Origin of the sequence: Pseudomonas sp. WS 5021, assembly GCF_012985535.1 — a bacterium.
Lineage (GTDB): Bacteria > Pseudomonadota > Gammaproteobacteria > Pseudomonadales > Pseudomonadaceae > Aquipseudomonas.
In genome coordinates this window covers 603,149-629,320 of the sequence record NZ_JAAQWP010000004.1, presented here as the reverse complement: position 1 = coordinate 629,320, position 26,172 = coordinate 603,149, and the positions used below count along the sequence as shown (strand labels likewise).

Genomic DNA, 26,172 nt, shown 5'->3' with positions numbered 1-26,172 from the left:
CCGACCTCTCGTTCAGAAGGGAGCCCCGCGCCCCACGATTGACGCGGGGCGTGGACGGTTTACCAGCTGAAGTCCTTGGCCTTGGCCTGGTCGATCAGGGCGATATCCACCGGGATACTGGCGGGCACGTGTGAGCCCCACTTCTTGGCCAGGGCAATGCCCAGGGCCAGGCGGATCTGGTCGCGCGGGTACTGCGCCGAGGTGGCGATGAACTTGCTGCCCGGCTTGAGGATGGCCTTGATCGCTTCCGGCGCACCATCGACGCTGACCAGCTTGACGTCCATGCCGCTGGCCTCGATGGCCGACAGTGCGCCGAGGGAGCCGTTGTCATTGACGCTGAAAATCCCCTTGAGGGTGGGCTGGGCCTGGAGCATGTTTTCGGTGACGGTCAGCGCCTGGTCACGCTCTTGCTTGCCGTTCTGGATGCTGACGATCTTGATATCCGGATGCTTGGCCACGGCCTCCTTGCAGCCGCGGACCCGCTCCAGGATCGGCACCACGGCAATGCCGTCGAGGATCGCGATATTGCCTTTGTCACCGATGTTCTTGGCCAGGTATTCACAGGCCTGGAAACCGGCGTCGAAGTTCTTTGAGCCGACGAAGGAATCCAGCGGGCCATCGGCCTGGGCATCCACCGCCACCACCACGACACCTGCTGCGTGGGCCGACTTGACGGCGGACTGCACGCCAACCGAATCCGTGGGGTTGATCAGCAGGATGTCGATGCCCTTTTGCAGCATGTCCTCGACGTCACTGACCTGCTTGGACACATCGTGGCGGGCATCGGTGATGATCAATTGCGCACCGATGGTCGCCGCCGCTTCTTGCAGGGCGTCTTTCATGGTGACGAAGTACGGGTTGTTGATTTCCTGGAAGGATGCGCCGATGCGCAAAGGCGCGGGCTTGGTGTCGGCCAGGGCGACGGTGGAGATGCTTAGAGCCAACAAACACAGGGTTTTGCGAAGCATTTTCATGGCATGGGTCTCTGTTTTGTTTTTATTTTTAGAGCAAATGTTATCGTTAACATTTTGCCAGAAGCTAACAAGGAAATGAGGCTGGCGCAAGCCCCTTGCGCTTTCCCTGTAGGAGCCGGCTTGCCGGCGATGGTCTTTCACGATGACGGGGCATTATTTGACGTTGTGGGTGTTCTGGCTGGCGCCATCGCCGGCAAGCCGACTCCTACAGGGGCAAGCTCAGTTCGCAAAATCGGCAGGCCGGGCTAAGCTCACTCACCAATAAAAAATATAACAGGCTGCGCCATGACCCATCCCACCGAGGCCTTTCGCCACCGCTACCGTGCCGCGGTCCACCCGCGCTACAACCCGTGGCTGCATGCCGGTTTTGTGCTGATCTACGGTTTGTCCTGCATCCTCCTGGCCTGGGGCAGCACCCAGCACATCCAGGCCTGGGAATGGCTGACCATTCCCCTGACACTGGTGTTTTTCAATCTGTGCATCTACCTCGTCCACCGTCACCTCGGCCATCATAAACACGGCCTCGCCAAGCTGTTCTATGCGCGCCATACCGGCGACCACCACAGCTTTTTCACCCCAGGCCATATGACCTATGGCAGCCCCAGGGACTGGCGGGTGATCCTGTTTCCGGCCTGGTTGATCGTCCTCCACAGCCTGGCCATCACCCTCCCCGCCTGGTGGCTGCTCAAGCAGTTCAACCCCAACGTCGCCGGGCTGTTCGCCGGGTGCATGATCCTCGGATACCTGCTCTACGAAACCTTCCACGCCTGCGAGCACCTGCCTGCCGCGCATCCCCTGGCCCGCTTGCCGTGGATCCGGCACATGCACCAGCTGCACGCACTGCATCACCGCCGTGAGTTGATGCAAGGGCGCAACTTCAACATCGTGCTGCCGCTGATGGACTATCTGTTCGGCACGTTGCACTGGGAGCCCGCCACACCCTCCTCCAAAGACCCGCGGGAAGCACCATGAGCCAAACAATCCGTCATCTGCTGTTGCTGGTGTTGATCCTTGTCGCCGCCTTTTTGCTGCTGATGCCCACCGAGGTGCAGCCAGTCAATTGGGCTGCGCCCAAGGCGCCATCCATGCGGGATGGGCCCTACAGCGAAAACCAGCGCCTGAAGGATGTCCAGCGGGTTGGCGCCCAGGGCATCGCCGGGCCCGAGGCGTTGCTGGTGGATGCCCAGGGTTTACTGGTCACCGGCCTGCATGACGGGCGAATCATCCGCACCGCGCCAGACAGCAACACCCTGGACGTGCTGGTCAACACCGGCGGCCGCCCGCTGGGCCTGGCGCAACACCCGGACGGGCGCCTGATCATTGCCGATGGGGTCAAGGGCCTGCTGGCATTGGACGGCCAGCGCCAACTGAGCACCCTGAGCACCAGTGCCAATGGCCTGCCCTTCGGCTTTACCGATGATGTAACGGTGGATGCTGCCGGGCGCTACGCCTACTTCAGCGACGCGTCGAGCCGCTGGGGCTATGGCCAGGATGGTGAAGCGGTGATCGAGCATGGTGGCGATGGCCGGTTGTTGCGTTATGACTTCAGCAACGGCCAGACCGAGGTGCTGCTGGACCACCTGCAATTTGCCAACGGCGTGGCGCTGGGGCCGGATGAAAGCTATGTGCTGGTCAATGAAACCGGGGCCTATCGCATCAGCCGCTTTTGGCTCAAGGGCGACAAGGCTGGCACCCACGATCTGTTTATCGACAACCTGCCGGGGCTGCCGGACAACCTCACCTTCAACGGCCGGGATCGGTTCTGGGTGGCGCTGTATTCGCCGCGTAACCCCCTGCTCGATGGCTTGGCCGGTTACCCCGCGATACGCAAGATGATGGTGCGGGCGCTGATGGTGGTGCCCAAGCCCATCGAGCGCAAAGCCTTTGTGCTGGGGTTGGATGTGCATGGCCAGGTGGTCGCCAACCTGCAGGATGGCAGCGCGGGCAACTACTCACCCATTACCAGCGCCCGCGAACACGGCGAATGGCTGTACCTGGGCTCGCTGAAGAACACCAGCATGGCCCGCTTGCCGCTGAAACTGGCCCTGTAGAAGCTGGCTTGCCGGCGGGCGCCGGCAAGCCGCTTTCTGGTTAGCGCACGATGGTCTGGCTGCAGATATGCCCCAGGCTTACGTACTGTGTGATATTGCCGCCTACACCAACACCCGGGAACTCCTTGAGCTCGATGCGCCAGCCGCCCATGTTGAACCAGGTCCGCCAGTTGTACGTCTGGCCGGACGAGCTGTCCGGGTAGACCACATTCAGATCGCCGGAGCAGGTGCCCAGGTCGACGTTGCCGGAGGCCGCGCCGGTGATACCGGTCTTGGCCTCGTAGTCGACCCAGTGATAGTTGATGGTGTTATCGAAGCGTTTGTCGACCCGCAGTACCGGGGTCACGCCGCGCAGCGGCTCACCGGTGCTGTCCGACCATTGGGTGCTCCAGCTCAGGCTACGGGAGGCCTGGGTGGCCAGTTGCATGATCGAACTGGGAATGCGCACCACGTTGTCGCCATTCACATTGTTCTGGTTCAGTCGTGGTGCCGAGCCAAAGGACAAGATGTATCGCGCCTGCGGGTTGAGCGCCACTGCCGGGTTGGCCCGTACCCGCACCTTGACGGTGTAGCCAGGCGTGAGGTTGGGGTACGTGGAGGTGTTGTTTGGCTGGATCACCACCCAGTTATTGCCATCGAAGCGCTCGAAAATCCACTGGTTGCGGGTGCCCGCACCGTCATCGCCAAGGAACATGCCCACGCCCTGGCCGCGCAGCGCGGTGAAGTCGAAGTAATCGACATCGTTGACGCTGTCGAGGTTGCCGGCCACGTGGTTCAGCGCGTCTGGCAAGGCGAACGCGGTTTGCGCGGTGTCGTTGGGCTCGAAGGCGTCGATGTTGCTGTCCACCGCCACGCCAAAACTGAACTGCGAATTGCTCGCGGTGTTGGCCACCATGTACCAGTAGTAATCGCCGGCAGGCATCACGCCGTTGAGGTATTCATCGGCGCTGCCGGCGTTATCAGAGGTGCCCGCCAGCGTCAGGTTGCCCTGGCCGTCGTCATGGAACAGGCTCAACGACATATCGGTACCGGCGCTCTGGTTCAGCAGCTGAACCTGGATGCGCGCGCTTTGCGCGAGGTTGAAGTGGTAGGCCACTTGCGCCCCGGTTTCCACACCGCTGACGGTGTACAGGGTGTTGATATCCAGGGTTGGGAACAAGGGAGTGAAAGCGGCAATCGCTGCACCTTGCAACTGCTTCTCGCCAGGTTTTTTCAGCTCATCAACCCGCGTGTCCACCGGCGCGCTGCTGGCTGCGGCCTTGCTTGCCAGCGCCTTGGCCTTGCCCGCCTTGGCCGCCTTGAGTTTTTGCGTAAGTTCGGCAGAAAGCTTCGAGGACTCAACCTTGCCCCCCACTTTGAGCGCCTGGTCCACCGCTTGCTTGACCGCCTGGGCGGACAGTTTGGCGGGGGCTTGCGAAGGGTACTGCTCGGCCAGGGCAAAGGCCGAAACGAAGCAGGAGGCCGCCATGGCCGCGCCCAGCATAAAGGCTTTTTTCGATTTCATTTTTTATCCATCCATAGTTAAAAAATTGTGGCGTCGGTGCGCGGTGAAATCCGTTCACCTGGGATGGACTGTAGGATATAACTGTATATATGTACAGTATTTTTTAAGATGAATGTGCGAAAGACCGTCACCGCCAAGGCAATTTTTTCACATCGATTTCACTGGCCGACCACGCCCCTGCCCCTACATTGCCCGGCAACACAAACAGCTGTACCTCAGGTGCCAGGGTGAAGAGCGTGGTTGAAATGAATTGCCCGGATGAACGCCGGGCGAAAACCCTCAGGCAGTCAGGGCTGCGTTTCGGTGCGCTGATCGCCCTGAGCCTTGTAGTGATGGGCGCCATGCTCTGGCCCACCACGCCGCAGAACCTGGGCGTCGACAATCGTCTGGTCACTTCAGGGGCCCTGGCAGCCTGGCGCAGTGGCAACCTGATCGTGCTGGTGCGCCATGAAGAACGCTGCGACCGCTCCAGCAATCCGTGCCTGGGCCCTGTCGATGGCTTGACCCGCCCCGGCAGTGTCTCGGCAGTGGCGGTGGGTAGCGCATTCCATACCCTGGGCATGTCCCACAGCGATGTGTTGAGCAGCCCCACCACGCGTACCTTGCAAACTTCGCAGTTCATGTTCGGCGACGTCCACGTGTTACCCGACCGCTTGACCTTGTGTGGCACCGCCCTCGCGCATGACCTGCCGGTACGCAAGATTGCCGGGCGCAACCTGTTGCTGGTCACCCATAGCGAATGCATCGGCGACCTGGAGCGGGTGCTGGGCTACCCCCACGCCGACGGTGCCGAATACGGCAGCTCGCTGTTTGTCCGGGTCGGCACCAACGGCAAGCTCAAGGTACTGGGCGTCTTGAACAGCCAGGACTGGGCCGCCGCCCTTGGCCACCTCTAGCAGTCAGCTCACAATATCGCTGCGCCGCAACTCTCCCTGCACCTGCAGCAGGAAGGGCGCCTCGGTAGGCTTTCCAGCAATCTGCAACGTGCTCATGTTCGACTGGCGGTCATAACTGACGATGGCTTCGCCGCTCGCCCCAGAAAACCTGCTGACAAACTGCAACGGTCTGCCGCCCAACTGCGCGGTGATCCCTGACACATCGACTTTGTCCTGGCCACTGACAAAGTCCTGGACCCGGTCCGGTGCCGCAGCATTGGACTCGTTGATTTTTCCATAGACGAAGGTGTCGTTGCCCTTGCCGCCCCACAGCGTGTCGGCACCTTCAGCGCCGTAGAGCACATCGTTCCCGTCACCACCGCGCAACTGGTTATTCGCTGCGTTGCCCACCAGCCAATCGTTGCCTTTGCCACCCGTGGCATGCTCGATCGTGACGCCATAAGCAATGCAAACGTTGCCTTTAAGGCCACCCACATCGGAAAACGTCCCCGCCTTGAGGCTGATTTTCTGATCCTGCTCATAACCCGAAAAGTCCAGCGTGTCGGTCCCGCCGCCATCCCAAATAGCAGCGACCATCTTGTCGTTCTTGCTGTGGATACTCAGGAAGTCACGATGGGTATTGGAGTTGAAACCGTAGGTGGTGTCGTCATTGCGCGTCTTGAGATTGGCGCCATATCGGGACTGGTAAGCCGTTATATCGTCCAATTGTGGCGCCGATGAACGAAAGCCGTCATGCCGCATGTAGGCGGTGCGCTCGCCCCTGTAGCTCATGCCGGTGTGGCTTTGCGAATCTTCGTGGGAGTCGAGTTGGTTGCGCGTGAAGCTGCCGTCATAGCGCCCAGGATGCTGTAACCCCATCGCATGCCCCAGTTCATGGACAATCGTGTGCCGGCCGGCATCGCCAAGGGCTGCGTTGGCAACGCTGTGCTCCTCTGGCGTGTTTACAAACCACACCTCCCCCCCACGGCCACTGCCCGGCAGCACCGCATGGGGGTTGCCGCTCAGGGAACGGCCGTTGCGGTCGACCTTTTGCCCATAGTTGCCAATGCTGATATGCCCTTCGCTTTTTGCCGTCCTGGGCCCTTCGCTGAACTCCACGTTCGCCACATCTGCAATCGACTCAAGGCTGCGCCGGGTCTGCTGCCTCTGGTTCTCGAGGATATGGCTGAACCCGGTCTTGTTCTGCCAAACCTGCTTGGGGTCGGCGGGCGGGGCGCGGAACTCGTAGGAAACCAAGCGCGTGCCATCAGCGTTCGTGTCCGGCCAGCCCGAACTGGAACGCCACAGCGACTTGGCCGCATCCCCCGTGGTCTTGGACGCCAGCCCATTGTGCTGGATGCCATTGCCACGATCATCGCGATGGCGAAACTGATCAATCGTCTGGAACAGTGGACTTCCTTGCATTGCGGGGGTCAACATGGCTCTGGCTCCTGGGTCGTTTCAGATCCGAGAGGCACCGTTGCGTGCGCTCTACCGGCCGAACCTTGAAGGAGCCTGGCTGGCTGCGGTATCACGAAAAGTCTGCATTTGTTATGGGAAACAGCGACGCGCAGGCTGGTTGTTTCAAACAAAGACCGTCGTCACCCCGGCAACGGAATCACCCGCAACGGCCTGACCGACTTGTAGGAAAAGCTCGAATAGATTTCCTTCACACACGGCAATGTCTGCAACACCTCCCGGGCAAATTCGCCGAAGGACTCCAGGTCCTTGGCCACCACTTCCAGCAAAAAATCATAGCGCCCGGACACGTTATGGCAGGCGACGATTTCCGGGATGTCCAGCAACCGCTGTTCAAACGCCCGGGCGATTTCCTTGGAGTGGGTGTCCATCATGATGCTGACAAACGCCGTGACCCCATAGCCCAGGGCCTTGGGCGAGAGAATCGCCTGGTAGCCGCCGATCACGCCGCTGTCTTCCAGGTTCTTGATCCGGCGCCAGCACGGCGAGGTGGTCAGGGAAACGCGCTCGGCCAGTTCGGCAACGGTCAGGCGCGCGTTGCCTTGCAGGGCGTTTAACAGGGCTTTGTCGGTACGGTCCAGGCTGCTGGGCATGTCTTGCCTCAAATTGTTATTTTTATGGGACTTCATCCTTCGCCAGCGGTTTTTCTCGGCAAAGTAGGCAACGTTCGGCCTCGGTTATGAGCATAACATTGTAGGAAATAAGGAGCGTCCGACATGCACAATAAACACAATACATTCGGCTTTTCTACCCGCGCCATTCACTACGGCTACGATGCGCAAGACCATCACGGGGCCCTGGTGCCGCCGATCTACCTGTCGGCGACCTTTGCCTTCCCGACCGCCGAATACGGCGCGGGGTGTTTTGCCGGTGAAGAAAGCGGGCACTTCTACACGCGCATTTCCAACCCGACCCTGGCGCTGCTGGAGTCACGCATGGCCACCCTGGAGGGCGGCGAGGCAGCAGTGGCATTCAGTTCCGGCATGGGCGCGATTGCCGCGACCTTCTGGACCCTGCTGCGCCCCGGCGATGAGGTGATCGTCAGCCAGACCTTGTACGGCTGCACCTTCTCCCTGCTGCACCATGGCATCGGCCAGTTCGGCGTCAAGGTGCGCCATGTCGACCTGTCGGACCTCGACGCCCTGCGCGCCGCACTCTCCCCCGCGACCCGCATGATCTACTGCGAAACCCCGGCCAACCCCAACCTGCAATTGATCGACATTGCCGCCGTGGCCAAGATCGCTCACCAGCAACCCAACATTACTGTGGTCATCGATAACACCTACTGCACCCCGTACCTGCAACGCCCGCTGGAAATGGGCGCCGATGTGGTGGTGCATTCGGCCACCAAGTACCTCAGCGGGCATGGCGATATCACCGCCGGGATCGCCGTCAGCCGCCATGACCTGGCACAACGCATCCGCCTGCAAGGCTTGAAGGACCTGACCGGTGCCGTCCTGTCGCCCCAGGACGCCTTTTTATTGATGCGCGGCCTCAAGACCCTGGCCCTGCGCATGGATCGCCATTGCAGCAATGCCCAGGCCGTGGCCGAAGCCTTGCAGGCGCACCCGGCGGTCGCGTCGGTAACCTACCCCGGCCTGCGCTCCTTCCCACAATACGAGTTGGCGGCGCGGCAGATGAAACTCTCGGGTGGCATGATTGCCTTTGAACTCAAGGGCGGCATCGCCACCGGCAAGCGCTTCATGAACGCGCTCAAGCTGTTCAGCCGCGCGGTCAGCCTGGGCGACGCCGAATCCCTGGCCCAGCACCCGGCGAGCATGACCCATTCCACCTACACCCCAGAGGAACGTGCCCAACACGGAATTGCCGAAGGGCTGGTGCGTTTGTCGGTAGGGCTGGAGGATATTGCAGACCTGCTGGCCGATATCCAGCAGGCGCTGGCGCATTGCGTCAAGCGTGCGCCGGCGAGCAAACCGGCGACCCATTCTGTGTAGGAATGGGGGTCACTTCACCAGCCGGGTTTCCTTCGAAGGCCGGTAGCCGAAGTAGGCGCTGTAGCATTTGCTGAAGTGGCTGGGCGACACGAACCCGCAGGCCACCAGCACATCGACCTGGGACAGTTCGGTGTGCTGCAGCAGGCGCCGGGCCTCGGTGATGCGCAACTCCATGTAATAGCGCTGCGGTGTGGTGCCCAACTGCTCGCGAAACAGGCGCTCCAGCTGGCGCCGCGAACGCCCGGCATACACCGCCAGTTGCTCCAGGGCCAGGGGTTCTTCGAGGTTGGCATCCATCAGGCGCACCACCTCGCGCAGCGGCGCACTGACGCAGATATTTTCAGCGGGCTTGATCCGCCGGTAACGCGACTCCTCGAACGCCAGGATATCTTCGATACCTTCCACCAGCGCCTTGTCGTGCAGGCTCTTGATCCAGTCCAGGGCCATATGGAACGCACCGGATGGGCTGGATGCGCTGAGACGGTCACGATCGATCACATAGGGCTCGCTGCTGACTTCGGTGGCCTTGGCGATTTCCGTCAGGGCCGGGCGATGCTCCGGATGAATGGCACAGCGATAGCCATCCAGCACCCCGGCCTTGCCCAGGAACCACGCCCCGTTCCATAGCCCGGCGAGGATCACGCCCTGCTGCGCGGCGGCTTTGAGCAGTTCGATAAAGCTTTCACCAGCCTTGAGCTGGGTGCGATAGCCGCCGCAGATCACCAGCAGGTCGAGATCGGCCAGCGCGCTGTGCTCAAGGCGCGCGTCCGGGCGAATCACCAGGCCCAGGTCGCTGATCACCTCCTGCTCGTCCAGGCCGAAGGTGCGCGAGGTGAACAGCCCAGGACGCAGCAGGTTGGCGGTGATCAGAGTGTCCAGCGCCTGGGTGAAGGCCGGCAGGGAAAAATGTTCCAACAGCACAAACCCCGCGCGAACCAGGCGTGGGGCCTGGCCCGGGGCTTCGTTCAGGTAGCGCAGGTTCTTGCCTTTCATCCCGCCGCTAAATTGCCGTCTTTCCATGAGTGTTCAACCTGTCTGCGGCGCTGTATGAGGCGCCATCGCCGGCAACAGCTTAGGGCTTGATGTTTTTCAACTGGTTGAGCAATTCGAGCAGTTGCTGCAATTGCTCTTCGCCGAACTGTTCCTGGATCTTCTGGTAGTTGCTTTCCATCCCCGCGCTCATCTCGACGAAGCACTGTTGCCCCTGCTCGGTGAGGTTCACGAACACGCGGCGCTGGTCTTCGCTGGACTTGCGCCGGCGCACGATGCCGTCGCGTTCCAGGCGCGTCAGCACGCCCGTCATGCTCGGCTTGAGGATGCAGGCCAGGTGCGCCAGTTGATGGCTCTCCAGTTCGCCTTGCTGGCGCAGGATCCGAATCACCCGCCACTGCTGTTCGGTCAATTGATGTTCATTGAGCAACGGGCGGAAAAACGCCATGGCGGCTTCACGGGCCTGCAGCAGGGTCAGCGTCAGGGAAGGTCTGGGAGTGGACATGGCTCACGCGCATAAGAGATCGAAGCGTCGAAGCTTAGGGTCGGCTCCACGGGCATGCAAGCCGGCCGCCGCACAAACTCGTTAATCTCGACACGAATTATTTTATGACGATGCAAATTGTCTACCCAGAATAAATATAACATGTTAACAATATGCCACCCCCTTCAGTGATCCGAAGGGCGATACCTACAAAAACAACAAAAGGAATCTGTCATGCATTTGCGCCTCCTTCCCCTGGCGGCCAGCGCGGGCCTGTGCGCTACGTTCAGCCCCCTGAGCGCCTACGCCGAGTTTATCCAGGACAGCAAGGCCAGCCTCGACCTGCGCAACTTCTATATGAACCGTGACTTTCGCCAGACAAACGCGCCGCAGAACAAGGCCGATGAGTGGGCCCAGGGCTTTGTGCTGCGCCTGGAGTCGGGCTACACCGAAGGCCGGGTGGGCTTTGGCGTGGATGCCCTGGGTGAACTGGGGGTCAAGCTCGATTCCAGCCGTGACCGTCGTGGTACCGGCCTGCTGCCGTATGGCGCCAGCCAGCAGCCCGTAGACAACTACAGTGAAGTGGGCCTGACGGCCAAGGTGCGAGTGTCGAAAACCGTGCTCAAGGCCGGCACCCTGCAGCCGCAGCTGCCGGTGGCCGCCTACAACGACACCCGGCTCCTGCCCTCGACCTATACCGGCGAGCTGCTCACCTCCCAGGACATCGCCGGCCTGACCCTGAACCTGGGCCGCCTGGAAAAACAAAACCTGCGCGATTCTTCCAGCAACGACCAGATGAGCTACGCCGGCGTCGACAGCAGCCACCTGGACCTGGCCGGCGGCACCTATGCAATCACCCCGCAGTTGGCGACGACTTACTACTACGCACAGATGCAGGACATCTACCGCCAGCACTTCATCGGCCTGGTGCACGACCTGCCGCTGAGCAACGGCATGAGCCTGCGCAGCGACCTGCGTTACTTCGATACCCGCGAGCAAGGCAGCCATGATTTGCGTGGCGCATCGCGAGTGGACGGCGGGCGCATCGACAACCGGTTCTTCAACGGCATGCTGAGCCTGTCGACGGGGGCCCACAAGTTTGGCCTGGGCTATCAGAACCTCTCGGGCGACGGCGATTTCGCCTACCCCGGCATGGACCCCTATTCGGTCAACCTGGTAACCATCAACGTCTTCACCAAGGCCCAGACCGATGCCTGGCAGGCGCGTTACGACTACAACTTCGCCGCCCTCGGCCTGCCGGGGCTGACCTTCATGACCCGCTATGTGGATGGCAGCCACGTGCAGACCGCCAGCGTGCGTAATGGCCGCGAATGGGAGCGCGATACCGACCTGACCTACACCGTGCAGAGCGGGCCACTGAAAAACGTCAACGTCAGGCTGCGTAACGCGACCCTGCGTTCGAGCAACGGCCTGACCAGCGATATCGACGAAAGCCGCATCATCGTCGGCTACAGCCTGGCGCTGTGGTGATCAACGCAGGCCTGCCTGGCGCAGGCGGTACTCCCCCGGTGTCATGTGCGCATAGCGCTGGAAGAACCGGCTGAAATAAGCCGGGTCCTTGAACCCCAGCTGATAGCAGATTTCATTGGCTGAACCACCGGTAAACAGCAGCAGGCGCTTGGCTTCCTGCATCAGCCGTTCAAGCACCAGGCGCTTGGACGGCAGGTCGGCAATGCGCCGGCATACGTCGTTGAGCCGCGCCTCGGTCACGCCGATTTGTTCGGCGTACGCCGACAGCGGCCAATGCCGCAAATAGTGGTCTTCGATCAGCTCATTGAAGCGGTGGAAGATGCGCAGGTCTTCATGGCGCGCCGGGCGTGCTTGCAGGGAGTTGGCGCACAGGCGCAGCAGGCTGATCATGATCAACCGCGTCAGGCTTTCCAGGGCCGCCGCCCGCCCCGCGCCGGTGCTGTTGATCTCGCCGCTCAACTCGTCGAACAGCCAGTCCAGCCGCTTGATCTCGGGCTCGAACTCAGGTGCCAGGCGGGCCAACGCCACGCAGGCGGGTGGGATCTGTGGGCCTGGCGCCAGGCTCGGGTCGGCATCGACCAGCGCCCGCACCCACTGCTGGCGCACGGTCAGTACGTGGCCATCGGCGTCGGCTTCAGTGACAAAGGCATGGGCCACCGTGGGCGGCGTGAGGAAAAACATCGGCCCCGATTCCAGGTACTGCTGATCGTCGAGGTAGACCCGCACGGCGCCGCTCTTGACGTAATGCACCTGGAAGAACCGGTCATGCCGATGCACGGGCATGTTGCGCCCGAAAAAACCCGCCAGGTTGCCGAGCCGATCGTAATGCACGTCGGCATCGCTGTAGCGCTGGTCGTAGACCTGGCCGATGTTGATGTTGGGGATCGGTTTCACAGGCTTCTCTTTATTGTTTTTTGCACCCGATGATTTTGCCACGCTTGACGGTAGTTAACATATTAATTATAACGTTAATACATTAACGAACTGCCTTTAAAGCAGTCGCCATCGCCAGGAGAAATCCATGAGCCGTACCCTGCATGATGTTGCCAGCGGCACCCTGTTCGGCGTCGCGCTGAACTACCAGGGCTTGCTGAACCAGCGTCTCGCCGAATTCGAGCAGCCGCCGTACCAGAAGCCCCCGGTCAAGCCGGTGCTGTTTATCAAGACCCCCAACACCCGCAACAGCCATGACGGCATCGTGCACCAGCCCCACGGCGAGCGCCTGCAACCGGGCCCGGCCCTGGGCGTGGTGATCGGCAAAAGCGCCAGCCGCGTCAGCGTGGAAAATGCCCTGGAGCATGTGGCGGGCTATGTCATCGTCAATGAGTTCAGCCTGCCGGAAGACAGCTACTACCGCCCCGCCGTCAAAGCAAAGTGCCGCGACGGGTTCTGCGCCCTGGGCCCTGAACTGGTGGCCCGCGAACAGATCGCCAACCCCCATCAGTTGAGCCTCAAGCTGTTGGTCAACGGCGAGTTGCGCCAGCAGAACACCACGGCCAATTTTGTCCGCGACATTCCCCGGCTGATCGCCGAGATCAGCGAATTCATGACCCTGCATGCAGGCGATGTGCTGATCACCGGCACGCCCGAAGGCCGGGTGGATGTGCAGCCCGGCGACACCGTCGAAGTCCAGATCAGCGGCCTGGGCCGCCTGGTCAACCACATCCAGGCCGAGGAACAGCCATGAAGCACGCGCGTATCCGTTTTGAAGGCCAGGTCCATCAGGTCCACGTCGAAGATTTCAATGCTGTGCGCCTGGCCGATGGTCGGTTGCTGGCCGAAGACCAGGTGCAGTGGCTGCCACCGGCCACCGGCAATATGTTCGCCCTGGGCCTGAACTACGCCGACCATGCCGCCGAACTTGCCTTCGCCCCGCCGACCGAGCCGCTGGCATTCATCAAGTCGCCGGGCACCTACACCGGACACAACCAGATCACCTGGCGCCCGGACAACATCGCCTACATGCACTACGAGTGCGAGTTGGTGGCGGTGATCGGCAAGCCGGCGCGCAACGTCAAGCGCGAGGACGCCCTGGAGTACCTGGCCGGCTACACCGTGTGCAACGACTACGCGATCCGCGACTACCTGGAAAACTACTACCGCCCCAACCTGCGGGTGAAAAACCGCGACGCCACGACCCCGGTCGGCCCGTGGATGGTCGACGTGGCCGATGTGCCGGACCCAGGCAACCTGACCCTGCGCACCTGGATCAACGGTGAGTTGCGCCAGGAAGGCAGCACCCGCGACATGATTTTCGATATCCCCTACCTGATCGAATACCTGTCCAGCTTCATGACCCTGCAACCCGGCGACATGATCGCCACCGGCACCCCCGAAGGCCTGGCCGACGTGGTGCCAGGGGATGAAGTGGTGGTGGAAGTGCAAGGCGTCGGCCGCCTGGTCAACCGAATTGTCAGCGAGGCGGACTTTTTCGCCGCCCGGAAAGAGGCTTGAACCCCATGATCAAACACTGGATCAACGGCCGTGAGGTCGAAAGCAAAGACACCTTCATCAACTACAACCCCGCCACCGGCGAGGCGATTGGCGAAGTGGCCAGCGGTGGCGCCGAAGAAGTCGCCCAGGCCGTGGCTGCGGCCAAGGAAGCCTTCCCCAAGTGGGCCAACACCCCGGCCAAGGAGCGCGCGCGCCTGATGCGCAAGCTCGGTGAGCTGATCGAGCAGAACGTGCCGCACCTGGCCGAACTGGAAACCCTGGACACCGGCCTGCCGATCCACCAGACCAAGAACGTGCTGATCCCACGGGCTTCGCACAACTTCGATTTCTTCGCTGAAGTCTGCACGCGCATGGACGGCCACAGCTACCCGGTGGACGACCAGATGCTCAACTACACCCTGTACCAACCGGTAGGTGTGTGTGCGTTGGTATCGCCGTGGAACGTGCCGTTCATGACCGCCACCTGGAAGACCGCACCGTGCCTGGCCCTGGGCAACACGGCGGTACTGAAGATGTCCGAGCTGTCGCCTTTGACTGCCAACGAACTGGGGCGCCTGGCCCTGGAAGCGGGGATTCCCAAGGGCGTGCTCAACGTGATCCAGGGCTACGGCGCCACCGCCGGCGATGCCCTGGTGCGTCACCCGGATGTGCGGGCGATTTCCTTTACCGGCGGCACCGCCACCGGCAAGAAAATCATGCAGACCGCCGGCCTGAAAAAGTACTCCATGGAGCTGGGCGGCAAGTCACCGGTGCTGATTTTTGAAGACGCCGACCTCGAACGGGCCCTGGATGCCGCGCTGTTCACCATCTTCTCGCTGAACGGCGAGCGCTGCACCGCCGGCAGCCGGGTGTTCATCCAGCAGAGCGTGTACCCGCAGTTCGTCGCCGAGTTCGCCGCCCGCGCCAAACGCCTGATTGTCGGTGACCCGCAAGACCCGAACACCCAGGTGGGCTCGATGATCACACAAGCCCACTATGACAAAGTCACCGGTTACATCAAGATTGGCCTCGAAGAAGGCGCCAACCTGGTGGCAGGCGGCCTGGAGCGGCCGGCGAACCTGCCGGCGCACCTGGCACGCGGGCAGTTTATCCAGCCGACCGTGTTCGCCGACGTCAACAACAACATGCGCATCGCCCAGGAAGAAATTTTCGGCCCGGTGGTGTGCCTGATTCCCTTCAAGGACGAAGCCGAGGCCCTGCAACTGGCCAACGATACCGAATATGGCCTGGCGTCCTACATCTGGACCCAGGACATCGGCAAGGCTCATCGCCTAGCCCGTGGCATCGAGGCCGGCATGGTGTTTATCAACAGCCAGAACGTGCGCGACCTGCGTCAGCCGTTCGGCGGGGTAAAGGGCTCGGGGACCGGTCGCGAAGGCGGCCAGTACAGCTTCGAAGTGTTCGCAGAAATCAAGAACGTGTGCATCTCCATGGGCAGCCATCACATCCCGCGCTGGGGCGTGTAACTGTGGGAGCGGGCTTGCCCGCGATGCTCGTCAACGATAACGCTGACTTTCAGGGTTAACGCGCTGACCTTGGGTTTTTCGCGAGCAAGCTCGCTCCTACACGGTCCGTAGCGCACCAACAAGAATAATGAAATCAGGAGAATGATCATGGGTGAAGTAGTCCTGGCGGCGAAAATCTGCCACGTGCCTTCCATGTACCTGTCGGAACTGCCGGGCAAGCACCACGGTTGCCGCGCAGCAGCGATTGCCGGGCACAAGGAAATCGGGCGCCGCGCCCGTGAACTGGGGGCCGACACCGCCGTGGTATTCGACGTGCACTGGCTGGTCAACAGCGGTTACCACGTCAACAGTGGCGAGCGATTCCAGGGCACCTACACCAGTAACGAACTGCCGCACTTCATCAAGAACATGGAGTACGCCTACCCCGGCTGCCCGCAGCTGGGCGAGCTGATTGCCGCCGAAGCCAACCTGGCCGGGGTGCGCACCATGGCCCACAACATCCCGAGCCTGGAGCTGGAATACGGCACCCTGGTGCCCATGCGCTATATGCACATGGACGTGCCCCAGGAGCAGAAATTCAAGGTGATCTCCATCGCCGCCTGGTGCGCCTGGCATCGCCTGGAAGACAGCTTCGCCTTCGGTGCCGCCGTGCGCCGGGCCATCGAGAAGAGTGATCGCAAGGTGCTGGTGCTGGCCTCCGGCTCCCTGTCGCACCGCTTCTCCGACGACCGCGAAGCCGAAGCCAACATCCACAACTGGACCCGCGAGTTCGACAAGCAAGTGGACATGCACGTGGTGCAGATGTGGCGCGAAGGCCGCTTCAAGGAGTTCTGCGCGATGCTCCCGGACTACGCCGAACACTGCTTTGGCGAGGGCAAGATGCACGACACCGCGATGCTCCTGGGTTTGCTCGGCGGGCCTGAGTACAACCGCCCGGCAGAGATCATCACCGAGCCGTTCGGCAGCTCCGGCACTGGCCAGATCAACGCCATTTTCCCGATTTAACACGGTAGGAGCCGGCTTGCCGGCGATCGCGGTGTGCCTGGCACCCACGCGCCTGCAGTCCGGCCGCCATCGCCGGCAAGCCGGCTCCTACAAGGAGAGCAAAATGCCGCATTTCATCGCCGAATACACCGACAACCTCGAACACCAGGCCGACCTGCCGGGGCTGTTTGCAAAGGTCCACCAGGTGCTGGGAGACAGCGGCGTGTTCCCTCTCGGCGGCATCCGCAGCCGCGCGGTGCGCCTGGACACCTGGCGCATGGCCGATGGCAAGCACGACTACGCCTTCGTCCACATGACCCTCAAGGTCGGCCACGGTCGCGATCTGCCTACCCGTCAGGCGGTGGCTGAAGCCCTGTTCAGGGTGATCACCGAGCACTTCGCCGCCCTGCAGGCACAACGGCTGCTGGCCCTGTCCTTCGAGATGGTCGAGCTGCACCCGCAGTTGAATTTCAAACAGAACAACGTCCACGCGTTTTTAAGCAACCAGGCGGGTTGACCCCGCCTCCCCAACGGCCTCTCAGACAAAAAGTACAACATCATGAGCACAGCCAATACCGCCCACAGCGTCACCCTTGCCGAGCATGATCGCACCCACAGCACCGTCACCTGGCGCCTGATGCCGTTGCTGCTGATCTGTTACCTGTTTGCCCACCTGGACCGGATCAACATCGGGTTCGCCAAGATGCAGATGAGCAGCGACCTGCACTTCAGCGACACGGTGTATGGCTTCGGTGCCGGCCTGTTCTTTATCGCCTACGCGCTGTTCGGCGTGCCCAGCAATATCGCCCTGGACCGCGTCGGGCCACGGCGCTGGATCGCCTGCCTGATGGTGGTGTGGGGCATCCTGTCCACCAGCATGCTGTGGATCGAAAGTTCCACCGGCTTCTATGTCCTGCGTTTTTTGCTGGGCGTGGCCGAGGCGGGTTTCTTCCCGGGGATCCTGGTGTTTCTCAACCGCTGGTACCCGGCGCGCCGACGCGCGCAGATCACCGCCCTGTTCGCCATCGCCGTGCCCATGGCCGGGGTGATTGGCGGGCCGCTCTCGGGGGCGATCCTGGAAAACTTCCACGACTTTGGCGGCATGCGCGGCTGGCAGTGGATGTTCCTCATCGAAGGCGCCCCCGTGGTGCTGCTGGGCCTGGTGGTGCTCAAGTACCTGCCGGACAGTTTTGAAACGGTGAAGTGGCTGGAGCCTGCGCAAAAGCAACAATTGCGCGAGCAACTGAGCACCGAAGAAAAGCGCAAGTCCATCACCTCCTTCGGCGGCATCCTGCGCGACCCGCAAGTGTGGCTGCTGGTGGCGATTTACTTTGCGGTGATGCTGGCGGTCAACACCCTGGCGTTCTGGATGCCCACCCTGATCCATGGCGCCGGCATCGGCCGCGACAGCCAGGTCGGCCTGCTGAGCGCCGTGCCGTATCTGGCCGGCTGCTTCTTCATGATCGGCTGCGGGCGCTCTTCGGACCGCAACCGCGAACGCCGCTGGCACTTGTGCGTGCCGCTGCTGATGGCCGCCGCCGGGATTGCCGTGGCCGGCCTGGCACCGGGCAACTCGCTGGTGGTGATGGGCGGCCTGATCGTCGCCGGCATGGGCGCCAGCGCCGCGCTGCCGATGTTCTGGCAACTGCCGCCGGCCTTCCTGTCCAACTGCACCCAGGCGGCCGGGATCGCCATGATCAGCTCGTTTGGCAGCATCGCCTCGTTCCTTGCGCCCTACCTGATCGGCTGGATGCGCGACACCACCCAAAGCGCCAGCCTCGCCCTGTACGTGCTGGCGCTGTTTATCGCCCTTGGCGGCCTGCTGGTGTTGCGCACCAACGCCGCCATCGTCAACCCTCAGTAAGAGACCCTTGTCATGCTCGATCCACAACTCATCCTGCAAGCCGCTGCCCAACTGGACCATGCCGAACGCAGCCGCGAACAGGTACGCCAGTTTTCCCTCGATCATCCGGCGATCACGATCGAGGACGCCTACGCCATCCAGCGCGCCTGGGTCGCCCAGAAGATCAAGGGCGGGCGCAAGCTGGTCGGGCACAAGATCGGCCTGACCTCGCGGGCGATGCAGGTGTCGTCGAACATCACCGAACCGGACTACGGTGCGCTGCTCGATGACATGCTGTTTGAGGAAGGCACCGACATTCCATTCGAGCGCTTTATCGTGCCGCGGGTCGAGGTCGAACTGGCCTTCATCCTCGGCAAGCCGCTCAAGGGCCCCAACTGCACGATTTTCGATGTGCTCGACGCCACCGAGTGGGTGATCCCGGCCCTGGAGATCATCGACGCGCGCATCCAGCAGGTCGACCCGCACACCAAGGCCACGCGCAAGGTGTTCGACACCATCTCCGACAACGCCGCGAATGCCGGCGTGGTCATGGGCGGCCGCGCGGTGCGGCCAACCGAGATCGACCTGCGCAAAGTGCCGGCGGTGCTGTATCGCAACGGCGTGATCGAAGAGTCCGGGGTCTCGGCCGCCGTGCTCAACCACCCGGCCAAGGGCGTGGCGTGGCTGGCGAACAAGCTGGCGCCCTACGACGTCACCTTGCTGCCAGGGCAGATCATCCTCGGCGGCTCGTTTACCCGGCCGGTGGCCGCCAGCCCGGGCGATACCTTCCATGTCGACTACGACATGCTCGGCTCGATTTCCTGCCGCTTCGTCTGACACCTGGAGAACTGATTCATGGACATGCCTGTCAACCGCTTCAAACAGCGGCTCACCTGCGGGGAGCCGCAGATCGGCCTGTGGCTGGGCCTGGCGCACGCGTACTGCGCGGAACTGGCGGCCAATGCCGGTTTCGATTGGCTGCTGATCGACGGCGAACACGCCCCCAACGACTTGCGCGGCATGCTCGGCCAATTGCAGGCCGTGGCGCCCTACGCCAGCGAGGCGGTGATTCGTCCGGTCATTGGCGACACCGCATTGATCAAGCAGGTGCTGGATATCGGCGCGCAAACCTTGTTGGTGCCGATGGTCGAAAGCGCCGCCCAGGCCCGGGAACTGGTGCGCGCCATGCGCTATCCACCCCAGGGCATCCGCGGCGTGGGCAGCGCCCTGGCGCGGGCTTCACGCTGGAACAGCATCGACGGCTACCTGGACCAGGCCGACGCACAGATGTGCCTGCTGGTGCAGATCGAAAGCTTGCAAGGGCTGGCCAACCTCGACGCGATAGCGGCTGTCGAAGGCGTGGATGGCGTGTTTATCGGCCCGGCGGACTTGAGTGCATCCATGGGCCACCGGGGCAATCCGGGGCACCCTGACGTGCAAGCGGCAATCGAAGATGCCATTGCGCGGATCCGCCAGGCGGGCAAGGCGGCGGGGATTCTCAGTGCCGATGAGAAACTCGCCCGGCGGTACATCGAGCTGGGCGCGGGGTTTGTCGCAGTGGGGGTGGATACCACGGTGCTGATGCGTGGGTTGCAGGGATTGGTGGGCAAGTTCAAAGACAAACCCGCGCCAGCGAGCACTGGCGGCGTGTACTAATCACCTTCAAACGCCGCAGGACCCGATGTGGGAGCGGGCTTGCTCGCGAAAGCGGTGTGTCAGTCAATATATTCGGTGACTGAACCACTGCTTTCGCGAGCAAGCCCGCTCCCACATTTTGGATGTGTGGTGTTTGACAGATCGTGTTTCAGCGCCTGATGTTTTTCAGCTCATCCAACAACCCCAGCAAGGTCTGCAACTTTTCCTCCCCAAACTGCTCCTGCAAACGCTGGTAGTTGGCCTCCATGCACTGGCTCATGGACGCAAAACTCGCCCGGCCCTTGTCCGCCAGGGTCACCAGTACCCGTCGCTGATCCTGCTCGGCCTTGCGCCGATGGATCATCCCCGCCGCTTCCATGCGTACCAGCACGCCAGTCATGCTCGGCTTGAGGATGCAGGCCAGTTCCGCCAGTTGGTAAATCTCCAGTTCGTCGTGTTGATTGAGGATGCGGATCACCCGCCATTGCTGCTCGGTCAGGCCGTGTTCGTTCAGCGAGGGGCGGAAAAAACTCATGGCCGCTTCGCGGGCCTGTAACAGGGTGAGGGTCAGGGACTGCCGGGGTTTGAGCATAGAGTCAGGGTCACGTGATATTTAGTTAATGTTTTAACGAAACTCTAACATCCCCGCTCCACGCTCGCGCTATAACTTAAGGGTCGCGCACGTCCATGGCGCGCTGAATCAAAAGCCCCGGCAGGCAGGATCAAGACATTGATCGCGCCAAGGCCCCTAATGAAGACATCTGCTTTAGAGCCTTCCTTCACTTTTCAGGCTGCGCCATGATCACTATTGAAACCCCCACGTATTACACCGCTACCAAGAAGTACAACCTGAGCTTTCCCACCCTGGAACAGGACATCGAGGCCGACGTCGTGGTAATTGGCGGCGGCTTTTCCGGAATCAATACCGCCCTGGAACTGGCAGAAAAGGGCATCACCAATATCGTCGTACTGGAGGCGCGCTACCTGGGTTTTGGCGGCACCGGGCGCAATGGCGGGCAGATCATGGCCGGCATTGGCCACGACCTCGAGAAGATCAAGCAAGACGTCGGCGAGGACGGCCTGCGCCAGGTGTTCGAGATCAGCGACCTGGGCGCCGACATCATCAAAGACCGGATCGCCAAGTACAACATCGATGCCGACTTTTGCCACGGCTACGGCTATATGGGCTTCAACGCCCGCCAGGAAAAAACCCTGCGGGCCTGGGAAAAAGACTTCAAGTCGATCAACAGCAAGCACGAAATCCGCTTCCTCGGCGGCTCCGACGTGAAGCAGATCATCGGCTCCGACGCCTACGGCAGCGCCCTGCTGCATATGGGCGGCGGGCATGTGCATTCGCTGAACCTGCTGCTGGGCGAAGCCACCGCCCTGGCTGGCCATGGCGTGCGGATCTTCGAGAACAGCCCGGCGCTGGAAGTCCGCTATGGCGAGCGCATCACCGTGCGCACCGGGCGCGGCTCGGTCAGGGCCAGCAAGCTGTTGTGGGCGTGTGACAGTTTTCTCAACAAGCTGGAGCCGGAGCTGCATCGCTCGACCATCAACACCTACGCGTTCCAGATGATGACCGAGCCGTTGAGCGAAGAGTTGATCCAGCGGATAAGCCCGATTCGCGGGGCCTACAGCGATATCCGCCCGGTGATCGACTACTACCGCGTGACCAATGAAAACCGCCTGCTGTTCGGCGCCGCCACGCCATTGGTCGAGCACATTCCCGGCGATTTGAAAGCCTGGAACCGCAAGCTGATGCTGAAGATTTTCCCCTACCTCAAGGACGTGAAGATCGACCTCGCCTGGGGCGGCCCGATGGCCTGCAGCCCCAACCTGTTCCCACAGATCGGCACCTTGCCGGGGCGCAGCAATGCGTTCTTTGTCCAGGGTTACTCGGGCTTTGGCGTCACCCCCAGCCACATCATCTGCAAGGTCCTGGCCGAAGGCATGAGCGAAGGCTCGGCGCGCTATGACCTGGTCAGTTCGATCCACCGCCCGACGATCATCGGCAAGGACGCGATCCGCCCCTTGCTGCTGACCGCCGGCAAATCCTGGCACCAACTGTCCGGTTACTGGAATGGTCGCCGCTAACCCCGTTTTTATCCCTATGGAGCAACTGCCATGACCCTCGTCACCCTCAAGAAAGATATCCAACTGTCTGAACTCGACGCCTGGGGCACCGTTGCCGATCTCGGCAGCGAAATCCTCGCCGGCGAACTCAAGGCCTTCGGCAAAATGACCTTCGGCGCGCCGACCGACCCGGTCAGCAGTGCCTACTTCGGCACCACCCAGGGCACGTTCCGCATGGTCTACCCCTTTAACGAACAGGCCACCGTGGTCACCGGCGAGGTGCGCCTGACCGACGAGTCCAGCGGCCAAACCACCACCTACAAGGCGGGCGACAGCTGGTTCGTGACCAAGGGCACGCCAGTGCTGTGGGAAGTACTCAGCGCAAGTTTCGTCAAACACTACTTCGCGGTCGTATGAACGGAGGCCGGTGATGACTCACCCATCTGACTGGATCACCGTCGGCACCCTCGCCGACGGCTTTGCCCCCCAGGCCTTTATCCTGCCCAACCTGGCAGACCTGGACGGCAAGACGTTCACCCTGCACTTCGCCAATGGCTGGCAGATAGCGCATCGTTTCGCTCAGCAGAGCCTGTCCTGGAGCGCCCTGGACGGGCACTCCAGCGGCACGGCGCCCTACCGTGCCACGTCGATCCGCCCCGGCCTGTACCTGGTGGACTTCATCAAGCATGAAGGCGGGCAGGACTGGTCCATCAGCCTGGTGCTCGACACCCACAGTGCCTCGTTCACCGCCGTCATCGGCCGCCTGCCCTCCCCGGCAGACACCGCCGAGGGCCTGTACAGCCGCGCCCTGGCGGGCAAGCCGTTAACCGCGGTGGCCGTGGACTTCCTGCATGGCAGCCTCGACCGCCCGTGGCAGGAAGGCTTGTGCCCCCACACGCCGACACGCGAGTTGGTGGGCCTGCGCAACCAATACCGCTACAGCCCGAGCGAGGTCTACGAGCACCTCTACCTCAACGACCAGTTCTATGCCTGGCAGTGCCTCAAGGGTGTCGAGCAAGGCCTGTGCGACACCGATCGCTGCCATTACTACAAGATTGCCGATGAGCTGTACCTATTTGTCTGGCGCGAAAAAATCATCCCCACCCTGGGCCTGGTGCTGATTGACCTGCAACAGCACCGCAGCGACGGCAAGATCTTCGGCTATGCAGGTTCCTCGTTCGATGCGCTGTCGAACTTCCCCATCAGTTCCTATTGCCAGGTGCTCAACCGCACGGAGTATGCCGATGACTGAGCCACGCACGGTGCTGATCACCGGGGCCGGCACCGGTATCGGCGCCGCGTGTGCCCGGCTGTATGCGGGCGAAGAGACACAACTGGTACTGATCGGCCGGCGTCGCGAACCGCTGGAGCAGGTGGCCGCAGACACCGGCGGGCTGATCCTGGTGGGCGACGCGGCCTGCCCCGTGACCTGGGAAGGGTTCATCACGCAGATCCGCCAGCGCTATGGGCGTCTCGATGTGCTGCTGGCCTGCGCCGGCGGCCATGGCGTGGGCAGTGCCACGCAAACCCCACCGGCCACCTGGGAAGCAGCGTTGCGCAGCAATCTCGACAGCGCCTTCTACAGCGCTCGTGCCTGCCTGCCGCTGTTGCTGGAAAGCGCCGGCAATATTGTGCTGATCGGCTCCATCGCCTCACTAGCGGCAGGCCCCGAGGTGTGCGGCTACACCACCGCCAAACATGCGCTGCTGGGGCTCAACCGCTCGTTGGCACGGGATTACGGGCCGCGCGGGGTGCGGGTCAATGCGGTGTGTCCGGGCTGGGTGCGCACGCCCATGGCGGATCAGGAAATGCAGCCGTTGATGCAGGCCTATGACGAGAGCCTGCAGCAAGCCTATGCCCGCGTGTGCGCCGATGTACCGCTGCGCCGCCCGGCCAGTGCCGACGAGATCGCCAAGGTCTGTCGCTTCCTGGCATCGGCTGACGCGTCAATCATCACCGGCGCAGCCCTGGTGGCCGACGGCGGTTCAAGCATTGTCGATGTGCCGACACTGGCCTTCGCCCATCTGGAGCCCACTCATGCCCCATGACCTGGACTTCAGCGGCCAAGTGGTTCTGGTCACTGGCGGCGCCCAGGGCATCGGTCGTGGGATTGTCGAAGGGTTTGCCAGGCGCGGCGCCCAGGTGCTGATTGCCGACCGTCAAGTCGCCACTGCCCAGGCCCTGGCTGACGAACTTATAGCCCATGGTTGCCAAGTCGCGGCCGTTGGTATCGACCTGGCGGATGCCAGCGCGGTGTTCGCGCTGATGCAACGCCAGGAACGACTCGACGTACTGGTCCACAACGCCGGGTATTTCCCGCTGACCTGCTTTGAGGACATCACCCCGGCCATTCTCGAACGTACCCTGGCGGTGAATCTCTCGGCCCTGTTCTGGCTGACCCAAGGCGCCCTGCCGATGTTCCGCCGCCAGGGCCACGGCTGTGTACTGGTAACTTCATCAGTGACCGGCCCCAGGGTGGCGTACCCCGGGCTGAGCCACTATGCGGCGTCCAAGGCCGGGGTCAACGGCTTCATTCGCAATGCTGCGCTGGAACTGGCGGGGTTGAATGTACGGGTCAACGGGGTTGAACCGGGCATGATCGCGACACCGGCAATGAGTAACCTGGGAGATGGCCAACTCAACGCCAGTATTGCCAGCCGCGTGCCGTTGGGACGCTTGGGCAGCGCCGCCGATATCGCCGGGGCCATGCTGTTTCTGGCTTCGGGGCTGGCCACCTATATCACCGGGCAAACGCTGGTGGTAGATGGCGGCTCAACCCTGCCGGAAGTCTGAAACCCAACCTGTAGGAGCCGGCTTGCCGGTAATGGCAGTCTGTCAGCCGGCTCCTACGTTCAATCTACTGGGCGGGTCAGATCCTGTTCAGGCCATTCGGCTGGAACGAAACGCCTTCGGTGACTGCTCGAACTGCTTCTTGAACGAGCGGCTGAAATGCGCCGAATCGGTAAAACCCCACTTATAGGCAATCGAGGTAATCGATTCGCTACGCAGGAACGGGTTGGTCAAGTCATCGGCGCTGCGCTTGAGCCTTGCGCGCTGGATGTAGCGGCAGACGCTGTCGTCCTGTTCTTCGAACAGCCGGTACAAATGGCGTACCGAGATGTTCAAGCGGCTGGCCAGGCCGACGGGGCTCAGGCCAGGCTGGCTGAGGGACTCATCAATGACCTTCTGCACGTAGCTGCGCAGGTTGTTACCTTGCAACGCGCCGGTGTCATCGCGCGCGTCCTCGTCCTGCTCCAGGGCTGAGCCCAGCAGCGACACAAAGGCACACTGCAACGCCTCGACCTCATCCTCGGCACCTTCGCCGCCCTTGCACAATTGGTCCATCAACACATGCAGCATGCGCCCACAGGCTTTGCTGGAGGAAATCTTGCCAAAGGTTTTTGCTTGGCTGCCCATCTGCTTGCACACCTGGGCGCGCGGCAACGACAGCGAGATATGTTCGATCAAGCCGAACGGGGTGATTTCAATGGAGCCCACCGAGTCCATCAGCAGCAGTTCGCCAGGGGCCAGTTGCACGCGCTGGCCGTTCTGCACGACCTGCGAATAGCCGCTGCGCTGGCTGACCAAAAAGCAATCCTGGTCATTGTCATGGTCGGGGTTGCTGACCTGGCGCTTGATCAGGCCGGCGTTGGTACGCAGGCTGGCCAGGGGCAACCCGCCGTTTGAAAGCATGGAAAACTCGCCGATAAACAGCGAACGGTTAAAGGCCAGTTCGGTGTCGAAGTGGCCGCACATCGCACGCAAGTCGCGGTTCCAGGTGTCGAGCCCCTGTTGTGCACTCTGTTGGATACCCATGGGTGTCTCCACAATGGCTTATTGTTTTTGTCGGGCAATAGTTAACATGTTATCTATATGCGCGCAACAAGTACCTGTCCACCCTTGTGTTTGCA

The 26,172-nt window shown here is 62.0% G+C and carries 27 protein-coding genes; 18 read left to right on the top strand and 9 right to left on the bottom strand.

Going from position 1 to position 26,172, the window contains the following annotated elements:
• Positions 1 to 59: 59 nt before the first annotated feature.
• The gene (locus HBO19_RS16455) at positions 60 to 974 is read right to left on the bottom strand and encodes a substrate-binding domain-containing protein (RefSeq protein ID WP_170057864.1); all 915 of its coding nucleotides are present in this window, start codon (positions 972 to 974) and stop codon (positions 60 to 62) included.
• Between the two features lie 285 nt (positions 975 to 1,259).
• Between HBO19_RS16455 and HBO19_RS16450 the strand changes: the two genes are divergently transcribed.
• Both HBO19_RS16450 and HBO19_RS16445 read left to right on the top strand, forming a co-directional pair.
• The gene (locus tag HBO19_RS16450) at positions 1,260 to 1,946 is read left to right on the top strand and encodes a sterol desaturase family protein (protein ID WP_170057863.1); all 687 of its coding nucleotides are present in this window, start codon (positions 1,260 to 1,262) and stop codon (positions 1,944 to 1,946) included.
• Entirely contained in the window at positions 1,943 to 3,025 is a 1,083-nt protein-coding gene (locus HBO19_RS16445) for an SMP-30/gluconolactonase/LRE family protein (RefSeq protein WP_170057862.1), read from the top strand. Before HBO19_RS16450 ends, HBO19_RS16445 begins: the two co-directional genes overlap by 4 nt.
• A gap of 40 nt (positions 3,026 to 3,065) precedes the next feature.
• Here the strand turns inward: HBO19_RS16445 and HBO19_RS16440 are convergent, their stop codons facing one another.
• The gene (locus tag HBO19_RS16440; protein ID WP_170057861.1) at positions 3,066 to 4,529 is read right to left on the bottom strand and encodes a hypothetical protein; all 1,464 of its coding nucleotides are present in this window, start codon (positions 4,527 to 4,529) and stop codon (positions 3,066 to 3,068) included.
• Between the two features lie 245 nt (positions 4,530 to 4,774).
• Here HBO19_RS16440 and HBO19_RS16435 point away from each other — a divergent pair, with 245 nt between their 5' ends.
• Entirely contained in the window at positions 4,775 to 5,425 is a 651-nt protein-coding gene (locus HBO19_RS16435; protein WP_262386276.1) for a histidine phosphatase family protein, read from the top strand.
• Positions 5,426 to 5,428: 3 nt separating this feature from the next.
• Here the strand turns inward: HBO19_RS16435 and HBO19_RS28670 are convergent, their stop codons facing one another.
• Positions 5,429 to 6,844 (bottom strand): M10 family metallopeptidase C-terminal domain-containing protein, encoded by a 1,416-nt coding sequence (locus HBO19_RS28670; protein ID WP_170057860.1) that lies wholly within the window; start codon positions 6,842 to 6,844, stop codon positions 5,429 to 5,431.
• 161 nt (positions 6,845 to 7,005) lie between these two features.
• Complete coding sequence (locus tag HBO19_RS16425; protein ID WP_169956871.1) at positions 7,006 to 7,476, bottom strand: Lrp/AsnC family transcriptional regulator; 471 nt, start codon at positions 7,474 to 7,476, stop codon at positions 7,006 to 7,008.
• Positions 7,477 to 7,599: 123 nt separating this feature from the next.
• Here HBO19_RS16425 and HBO19_RS16420 point away from each other — a divergent pair, with 123 nt between their 5' ends.
• The gene (locus HBO19_RS16420) at positions 7,600 to 8,838 is read left to right on the top strand and encodes a methionine gamma-lyase (RefSeq protein ID WP_170057859.1); all 1,239 of its coding nucleotides are present in this window, start codon (positions 7,600 to 7,602) and stop codon (positions 8,836 to 8,838) included.
• A 9-nt stretch (positions 8,839 to 8,847) separates the two neighbouring features.
• Here the strand turns inward: HBO19_RS16420 and HBO19_RS16415 are convergent, their stop codons facing one another.
• Positions 8,848 to 9,858 (bottom strand): GlxA family transcriptional regulator, encoded by a 1,011-nt coding sequence (locus tag HBO19_RS16415; RefSeq protein ID WP_170057858.1) that lies wholly within the window; start codon positions 9,856 to 9,858, stop codon positions 8,848 to 8,850.
• A 52-nt stretch (positions 9,859 to 9,910) separates the two neighbouring features.
• On the bottom strand, positions 9,911 to 10,333 hold the full coding sequence (hpaR, locus tag HBO19_RS16410) for a homoprotocatechuate degradation operon regulator HpaR (RefSeq protein WP_169956874.1): 423 nt from the start codon (positions 10,331 to 10,333) through the stop codon (positions 9,911 to 9,913).
• A 213-nt stretch (positions 10,334 to 10,546) separates the two neighbouring features.
• On the opposite strand from hpaR (HBO19_RS16410), the gene HBO19_RS16405 reads away from it, so the two are divergent.
• Positions 10,547 to 11,803: an OprD family porin gene (locus tag HBO19_RS16405; RefSeq protein WP_170057857.1), complete on the top strand. Its 1,257-nt coding sequence runs from the start codon at positions 10,547 to 10,549 to the stop codon at positions 11,801 to 11,803.
• On the opposite strand, the gene hpaA is transcribed toward HBO19_RS16405, so the two are convergent.
• Complete coding sequence (gene hpaA / locus HBO19_RS16400; RefSeq protein ID WP_169956876.1) at positions 11,804 to 12,697, bottom strand: 4-hydroxyphenylacetate catabolism regulatory protein HpaA; 894 nt, start codon at positions 12,695 to 12,697, stop codon at positions 11,804 to 11,806. It lies immediately after the preceding gene.
• Positions 12,698 to 12,824: 127 nt separating this feature from the next.
• On the opposite strand from hpaA, the gene HBO19_RS16395 reads away from it, so the two are divergent.
• The 8 genes from HBO19_RS16395 (at position 12,825) to hpaI (ending at position 20,206) form a co-directional block, all read left to right on the top strand.
• Positions 12,825 to 13,490, top strand: a complete 666-nt coding sequence (locus HBO19_RS16395) for a fumarylacetoacetate hydrolase family protein (RefSeq protein WP_169956878.1) — start codon at positions 12,825 to 12,827, stop codon at positions 13,488 to 13,490.
• On the top strand, positions 13,487 to 14,257 hold the full coding sequence (locus tag HBO19_RS16390; protein ID WP_169956879.1) for a fumarylacetoacetate hydrolase family protein: 771 nt from the start codon (positions 13,487 to 13,489) through the stop codon (positions 14,255 to 14,257). The genes HBO19_RS16395 and HBO19_RS16390 overlap by 4 nt, the downstream gene beginning before the upstream one ends.
• Positions 14,258 to 14,262: 5 nt before the next feature.
• A complete protein-coding gene (gene hpaE / locus HBO19_RS16385; RefSeq protein ID WP_169956881.1) occupies positions 14,263 to 15,723 on the top strand; it encodes a 5-carboxymethyl-2-hydroxymuconate semialdehyde dehydrogenase in 1,461 nt (486 codons plus the stop codon).
• 147 nt (positions 15,724 to 15,870) lie between these two features.
• Positions 15,871 to 16,728 (top strand): 3,4-dihydroxyphenylacetate 2,3-dioxygenase, encoded by an 858-nt coding sequence (gene hpaD, locus HBO19_RS16380; RefSeq protein WP_169956882.1) that lies wholly within the window; start codon positions 15,871 to 15,873, stop codon positions 16,726 to 16,728.
• Positions 16,729 to 16,831: 103 nt separating this feature from the next.
• Positions 16,832 to 17,224: a 5-carboxymethyl-2-hydroxymuconate isomerase gene (locus tag HBO19_RS16375; RefSeq protein ID WP_169956111.1), complete on the top strand. Its 393-nt coding sequence runs from the start codon at positions 16,832 to 16,834 to the stop codon at positions 17,222 to 17,224.
• A gap of 42 nt (positions 17,225 to 17,266) precedes the next feature.
• Positions 17,267 to 18,571, top strand: a complete 1,305-nt coding sequence (locus HBO19_RS16370; RefSeq protein WP_169956109.1) for an MFS transporter — start codon at positions 17,267 to 17,269, stop codon at positions 18,569 to 18,571.
• 12 nt (positions 18,572 to 18,583) lie between these two features.
• Positions 18,584 to 19,387 (top strand): 2-oxo-hept-4-ene-1,7-dioate hydratase, encoded by an 804-nt coding sequence (hpaH, locus tag HBO19_RS16365; protein WP_169864354.1) that lies wholly within the window; start codon positions 18,584 to 18,586, stop codon positions 19,385 to 19,387.
• Between the two features lie 18 nt (positions 19,388 to 19,405).
• Positions 19,406 to 20,206: a 4-hydroxy-2-oxoheptanedioate aldolase gene (gene hpaI / locus HBO19_RS16360; RefSeq protein WP_169956107.1), complete on the top strand. Its 801-nt coding sequence runs from the start codon at positions 19,406 to 19,408 to the stop codon at positions 20,204 to 20,206.
• Positions 20,207 to 20,354: 148 nt separating this feature from the next.
• Here the strand turns inward: hpaI and hpaR (HBO19_RS16355) are convergent, their stop codons facing one another.
• Entirely contained in the window at positions 20,355 to 20,777 is a 423-nt protein-coding gene (gene hpaR, locus HBO19_RS16355) for a homoprotocatechuate degradation operon regulator HpaR (RefSeq protein ID WP_170057856.1), read from the bottom strand.
• Between the two features lie 206 nt (positions 20,778 to 20,983).
• On the opposite strand from hpaR (HBO19_RS16355), the gene HBO19_RS16350 reads away from it, so the two are divergent.
• The 5 genes from HBO19_RS16350 to HBO19_RS16330 are packed head-to-tail and all read left to right on the top strand — an operon-like array spanning position 20,984 to position 25,054.
• Positions 20,984 to 22,282, top strand: coding sequence for an FAD-binding oxidoreductase (locus tag HBO19_RS16350; RefSeq protein ID WP_170057855.1), 1,299 nt, complete (start codon positions 20,984 to 20,986; stop codon positions 22,280 to 22,282).
• 30 nt (positions 22,283 to 22,312) lie between these two features.
• Positions 22,313 to 22,678: a cupin domain-containing protein gene (locus HBO19_RS16345; protein WP_170057854.1), complete on the top strand. Its 366-nt coding sequence runs from the start codon at positions 22,313 to 22,315 to the stop codon at positions 22,676 to 22,678.
• 13 nt (positions 22,679 to 22,691) lie between these two features.
• The gene (locus tag HBO19_RS16340; RefSeq protein WP_170057853.1) at positions 22,692 to 23,513 is read left to right on the top strand and encodes a molybdenum cofactor biosynthesis F family protein; all 822 of its coding nucleotides are present in this window, start codon (positions 22,692 to 22,694) and stop codon (positions 23,511 to 23,513) included.
• Entirely contained in the window at positions 23,506 to 24,309 is an 804-nt protein-coding gene (locus tag HBO19_RS16335) for an SDR family oxidoreductase (protein WP_170043512.1), read from the top strand. The genes HBO19_RS16340 and HBO19_RS16335 overlap by 8 nt, the downstream gene beginning before the upstream one ends.
• Complete coding sequence (locus tag HBO19_RS16330) at positions 24,299 to 25,054, top strand: SDR family oxidoreductase (RefSeq protein ID WP_169956097.1); 756 nt, start codon at positions 24,299 to 24,301, stop codon at positions 25,052 to 25,054. Before HBO19_RS16335 ends, HBO19_RS16330 begins: the two co-directional genes overlap by 11 nt.
• Positions 25,055 to 25,141: 87 nt before the next feature.
• Here HBO19_RS16330 and feaR read toward each other — a convergent pair whose 3' ends face one another.
• Positions 25,142 to 26,077: a transcriptional regulator FeaR gene (gene feaR, locus HBO19_RS16325; RefSeq protein ID WP_169956095.1), complete on the bottom strand. Its 936-nt coding sequence runs from the start codon at positions 26,075 to 26,077 to the stop codon at positions 25,142 to 25,144.
• Between the last annotated feature and the right edge of the window lie 95 nt (positions 26,078 to 26,172).

Coding starts and splice junctions, on each gene's coding strand:
- hpaE (WP_169956881.1), top strand. CDS start 14,263: ATGATCAAACACTGGATCAACGGCCGTGAGGTCGAAAGCAAAGACACC.
- HBO19_RS28670 (WP_170057860.1), bottom strand. CDS start 6,844: ATGTTGACCCCCGCAATGCAAGGAAGTCCACTGTTCCAGACGATTGAT.
- HBO19_RS16390 (WP_169956879.1), top strand. CDS start 13,487: ATGAAGCACGCGCGTATCCGTTTTGAAGGCCAGGTCCATCAGGTCCAC.
- HBO19_RS16450 (WP_170057863.1), top strand. CDS start 1,260: ATGACCCATCCCACCGAGGCCTTTCGCCACCGCTACCGTGCCGCGGTC.
- hpaR (WP_170057856.1), bottom strand. CDS start 20,777: ATGCTCAAACCCCGGCAGTCCCTGACCCTCACCCTGTTACAGGCCCGC.
- HBO19_RS16395 (WP_169956878.1), top strand. CDS start 12,825: ATGAGCCGTACCCTGCATGATGTTGCCAGCGGCACCCTGTTCGGCGTC.
- hpaH (WP_169864354.1), top strand. CDS start 18,584: ATGCTCGATCCACAACTCATCCTGCAAGCCGCTGCCCAACTGGACCAT.
- hpaR (WP_169956874.1), bottom strand. CDS start 10,333: ATGTCCACTCCCAGACCTTCCCTGACGCTGACCCTGCTGCAGGCCCGT.
- HBO19_RS16350 (WP_170057855.1), top strand. CDS start 20,984: ATGATCACTATTGAAACCCCCACGTATTACACCGCTACCAAGAAGTAC.
- HBO19_RS16455 (WP_170057864.1), bottom strand. CDS start 974: ATGAAAATGCTTCGCAAAACCCTGTGTTTGTTGGCTCTAAGCATCTCC.
- HBO19_RS16445 (WP_170057862.1), top strand. CDS start 1,943: ATGAGCCAAACAATCCGTCATCTGCTGTTGCTGGTGTTGATCCTTGTC.
- HBO19_RS16415 (WP_170057858.1), bottom strand. CDS start 9,858: ATGGAAAGACGGCAATTTAGCGGCGGGATGAAAGGCAAGAACCTGCGC.
- HBO19_RS16440 (WP_170057861.1), bottom strand. CDS start 4,529: ATGAAATCGAAAAAAGCCTTTATGCTGGGCGCGGCCATGGCGGCCTCC.
- HBO19_RS16370 (WP_169956109.1), top strand. CDS start 17,267: ATGAGCACAGCCAATACCGCCCACAGCGTCACCCTTGCCGAGCATGAT.
- hpaI (WP_169956107.1), top strand. CDS start 19,406: ATGGACATGCCTGTCAACCGCTTCAAACAGCGGCTCACCTGCGGGGAG.
- HBO19_RS16335 (WP_170043512.1), top strand. CDS start 23,506: ATGACTGAGCCACGCACGGTGCTGATCACCGGGGCCGGCACCGGTATC.
- HBO19_RS16345 (WP_170057854.1), top strand. CDS start 22,313: ATGACCCTCGTCACCCTCAAGAAAGATATCCAACTGTCTGAACTCGAC.
- HBO19_RS16330 (WP_169956097.1), top strand. CDS start 24,299: ATGCCCCATGACCTGGACTTCAGCGGCCAAGTGGTTCTGGTCACTGGC.
- HBO19_RS16420 (WP_170057859.1), top strand. CDS start 7,600: ATGCACAATAAACACAATACATTCGGCTTTTCTACCCGCGCCATTCAC.
- HBO19_RS16435 (WP_262386276.1), top strand. CDS start 4,775: ATGAATTGCCCGGATGAACGCCGGGCGAAAACCCTCAGGCAGTCAGGG.
- HBO19_RS16425 (WP_169956871.1), bottom strand. CDS start 7,476: ATGCCCAGCAGCCTGGACCGTACCGACAAAGCCCTGTTAAACGCCCTG.
- hpaD (WP_169956882.1), top strand. CDS start 15,871: ATGGGTGAAGTAGTCCTGGCGGCGAAAATCTGCCACGTGCCTTCCATG.
- HBO19_RS16375 (WP_169956111.1), top strand. CDS start 16,832: ATGCCGCATTTCATCGCCGAATACACCGACAACCTCGAACACCAGGCC.
- HBO19_RS16340 (WP_170057853.1), top strand. CDS start 22,692: ATGACTCACCCATCTGACTGGATCACCGTCGGCACCCTCGCCGACGGC.
- HBO19_RS16405 (WP_170057857.1), top strand. CDS start 10,547: ATGCATTTGCGCCTCCTTCCCCTGGCGGCCAGCGCGGGCCTGTGCGCT.
- feaR (WP_169956095.1), bottom strand. CDS start 26,077: ATGGGTATCCAACAGAGTGCACAACAGGGGCTCGACACCTGGAACCGC.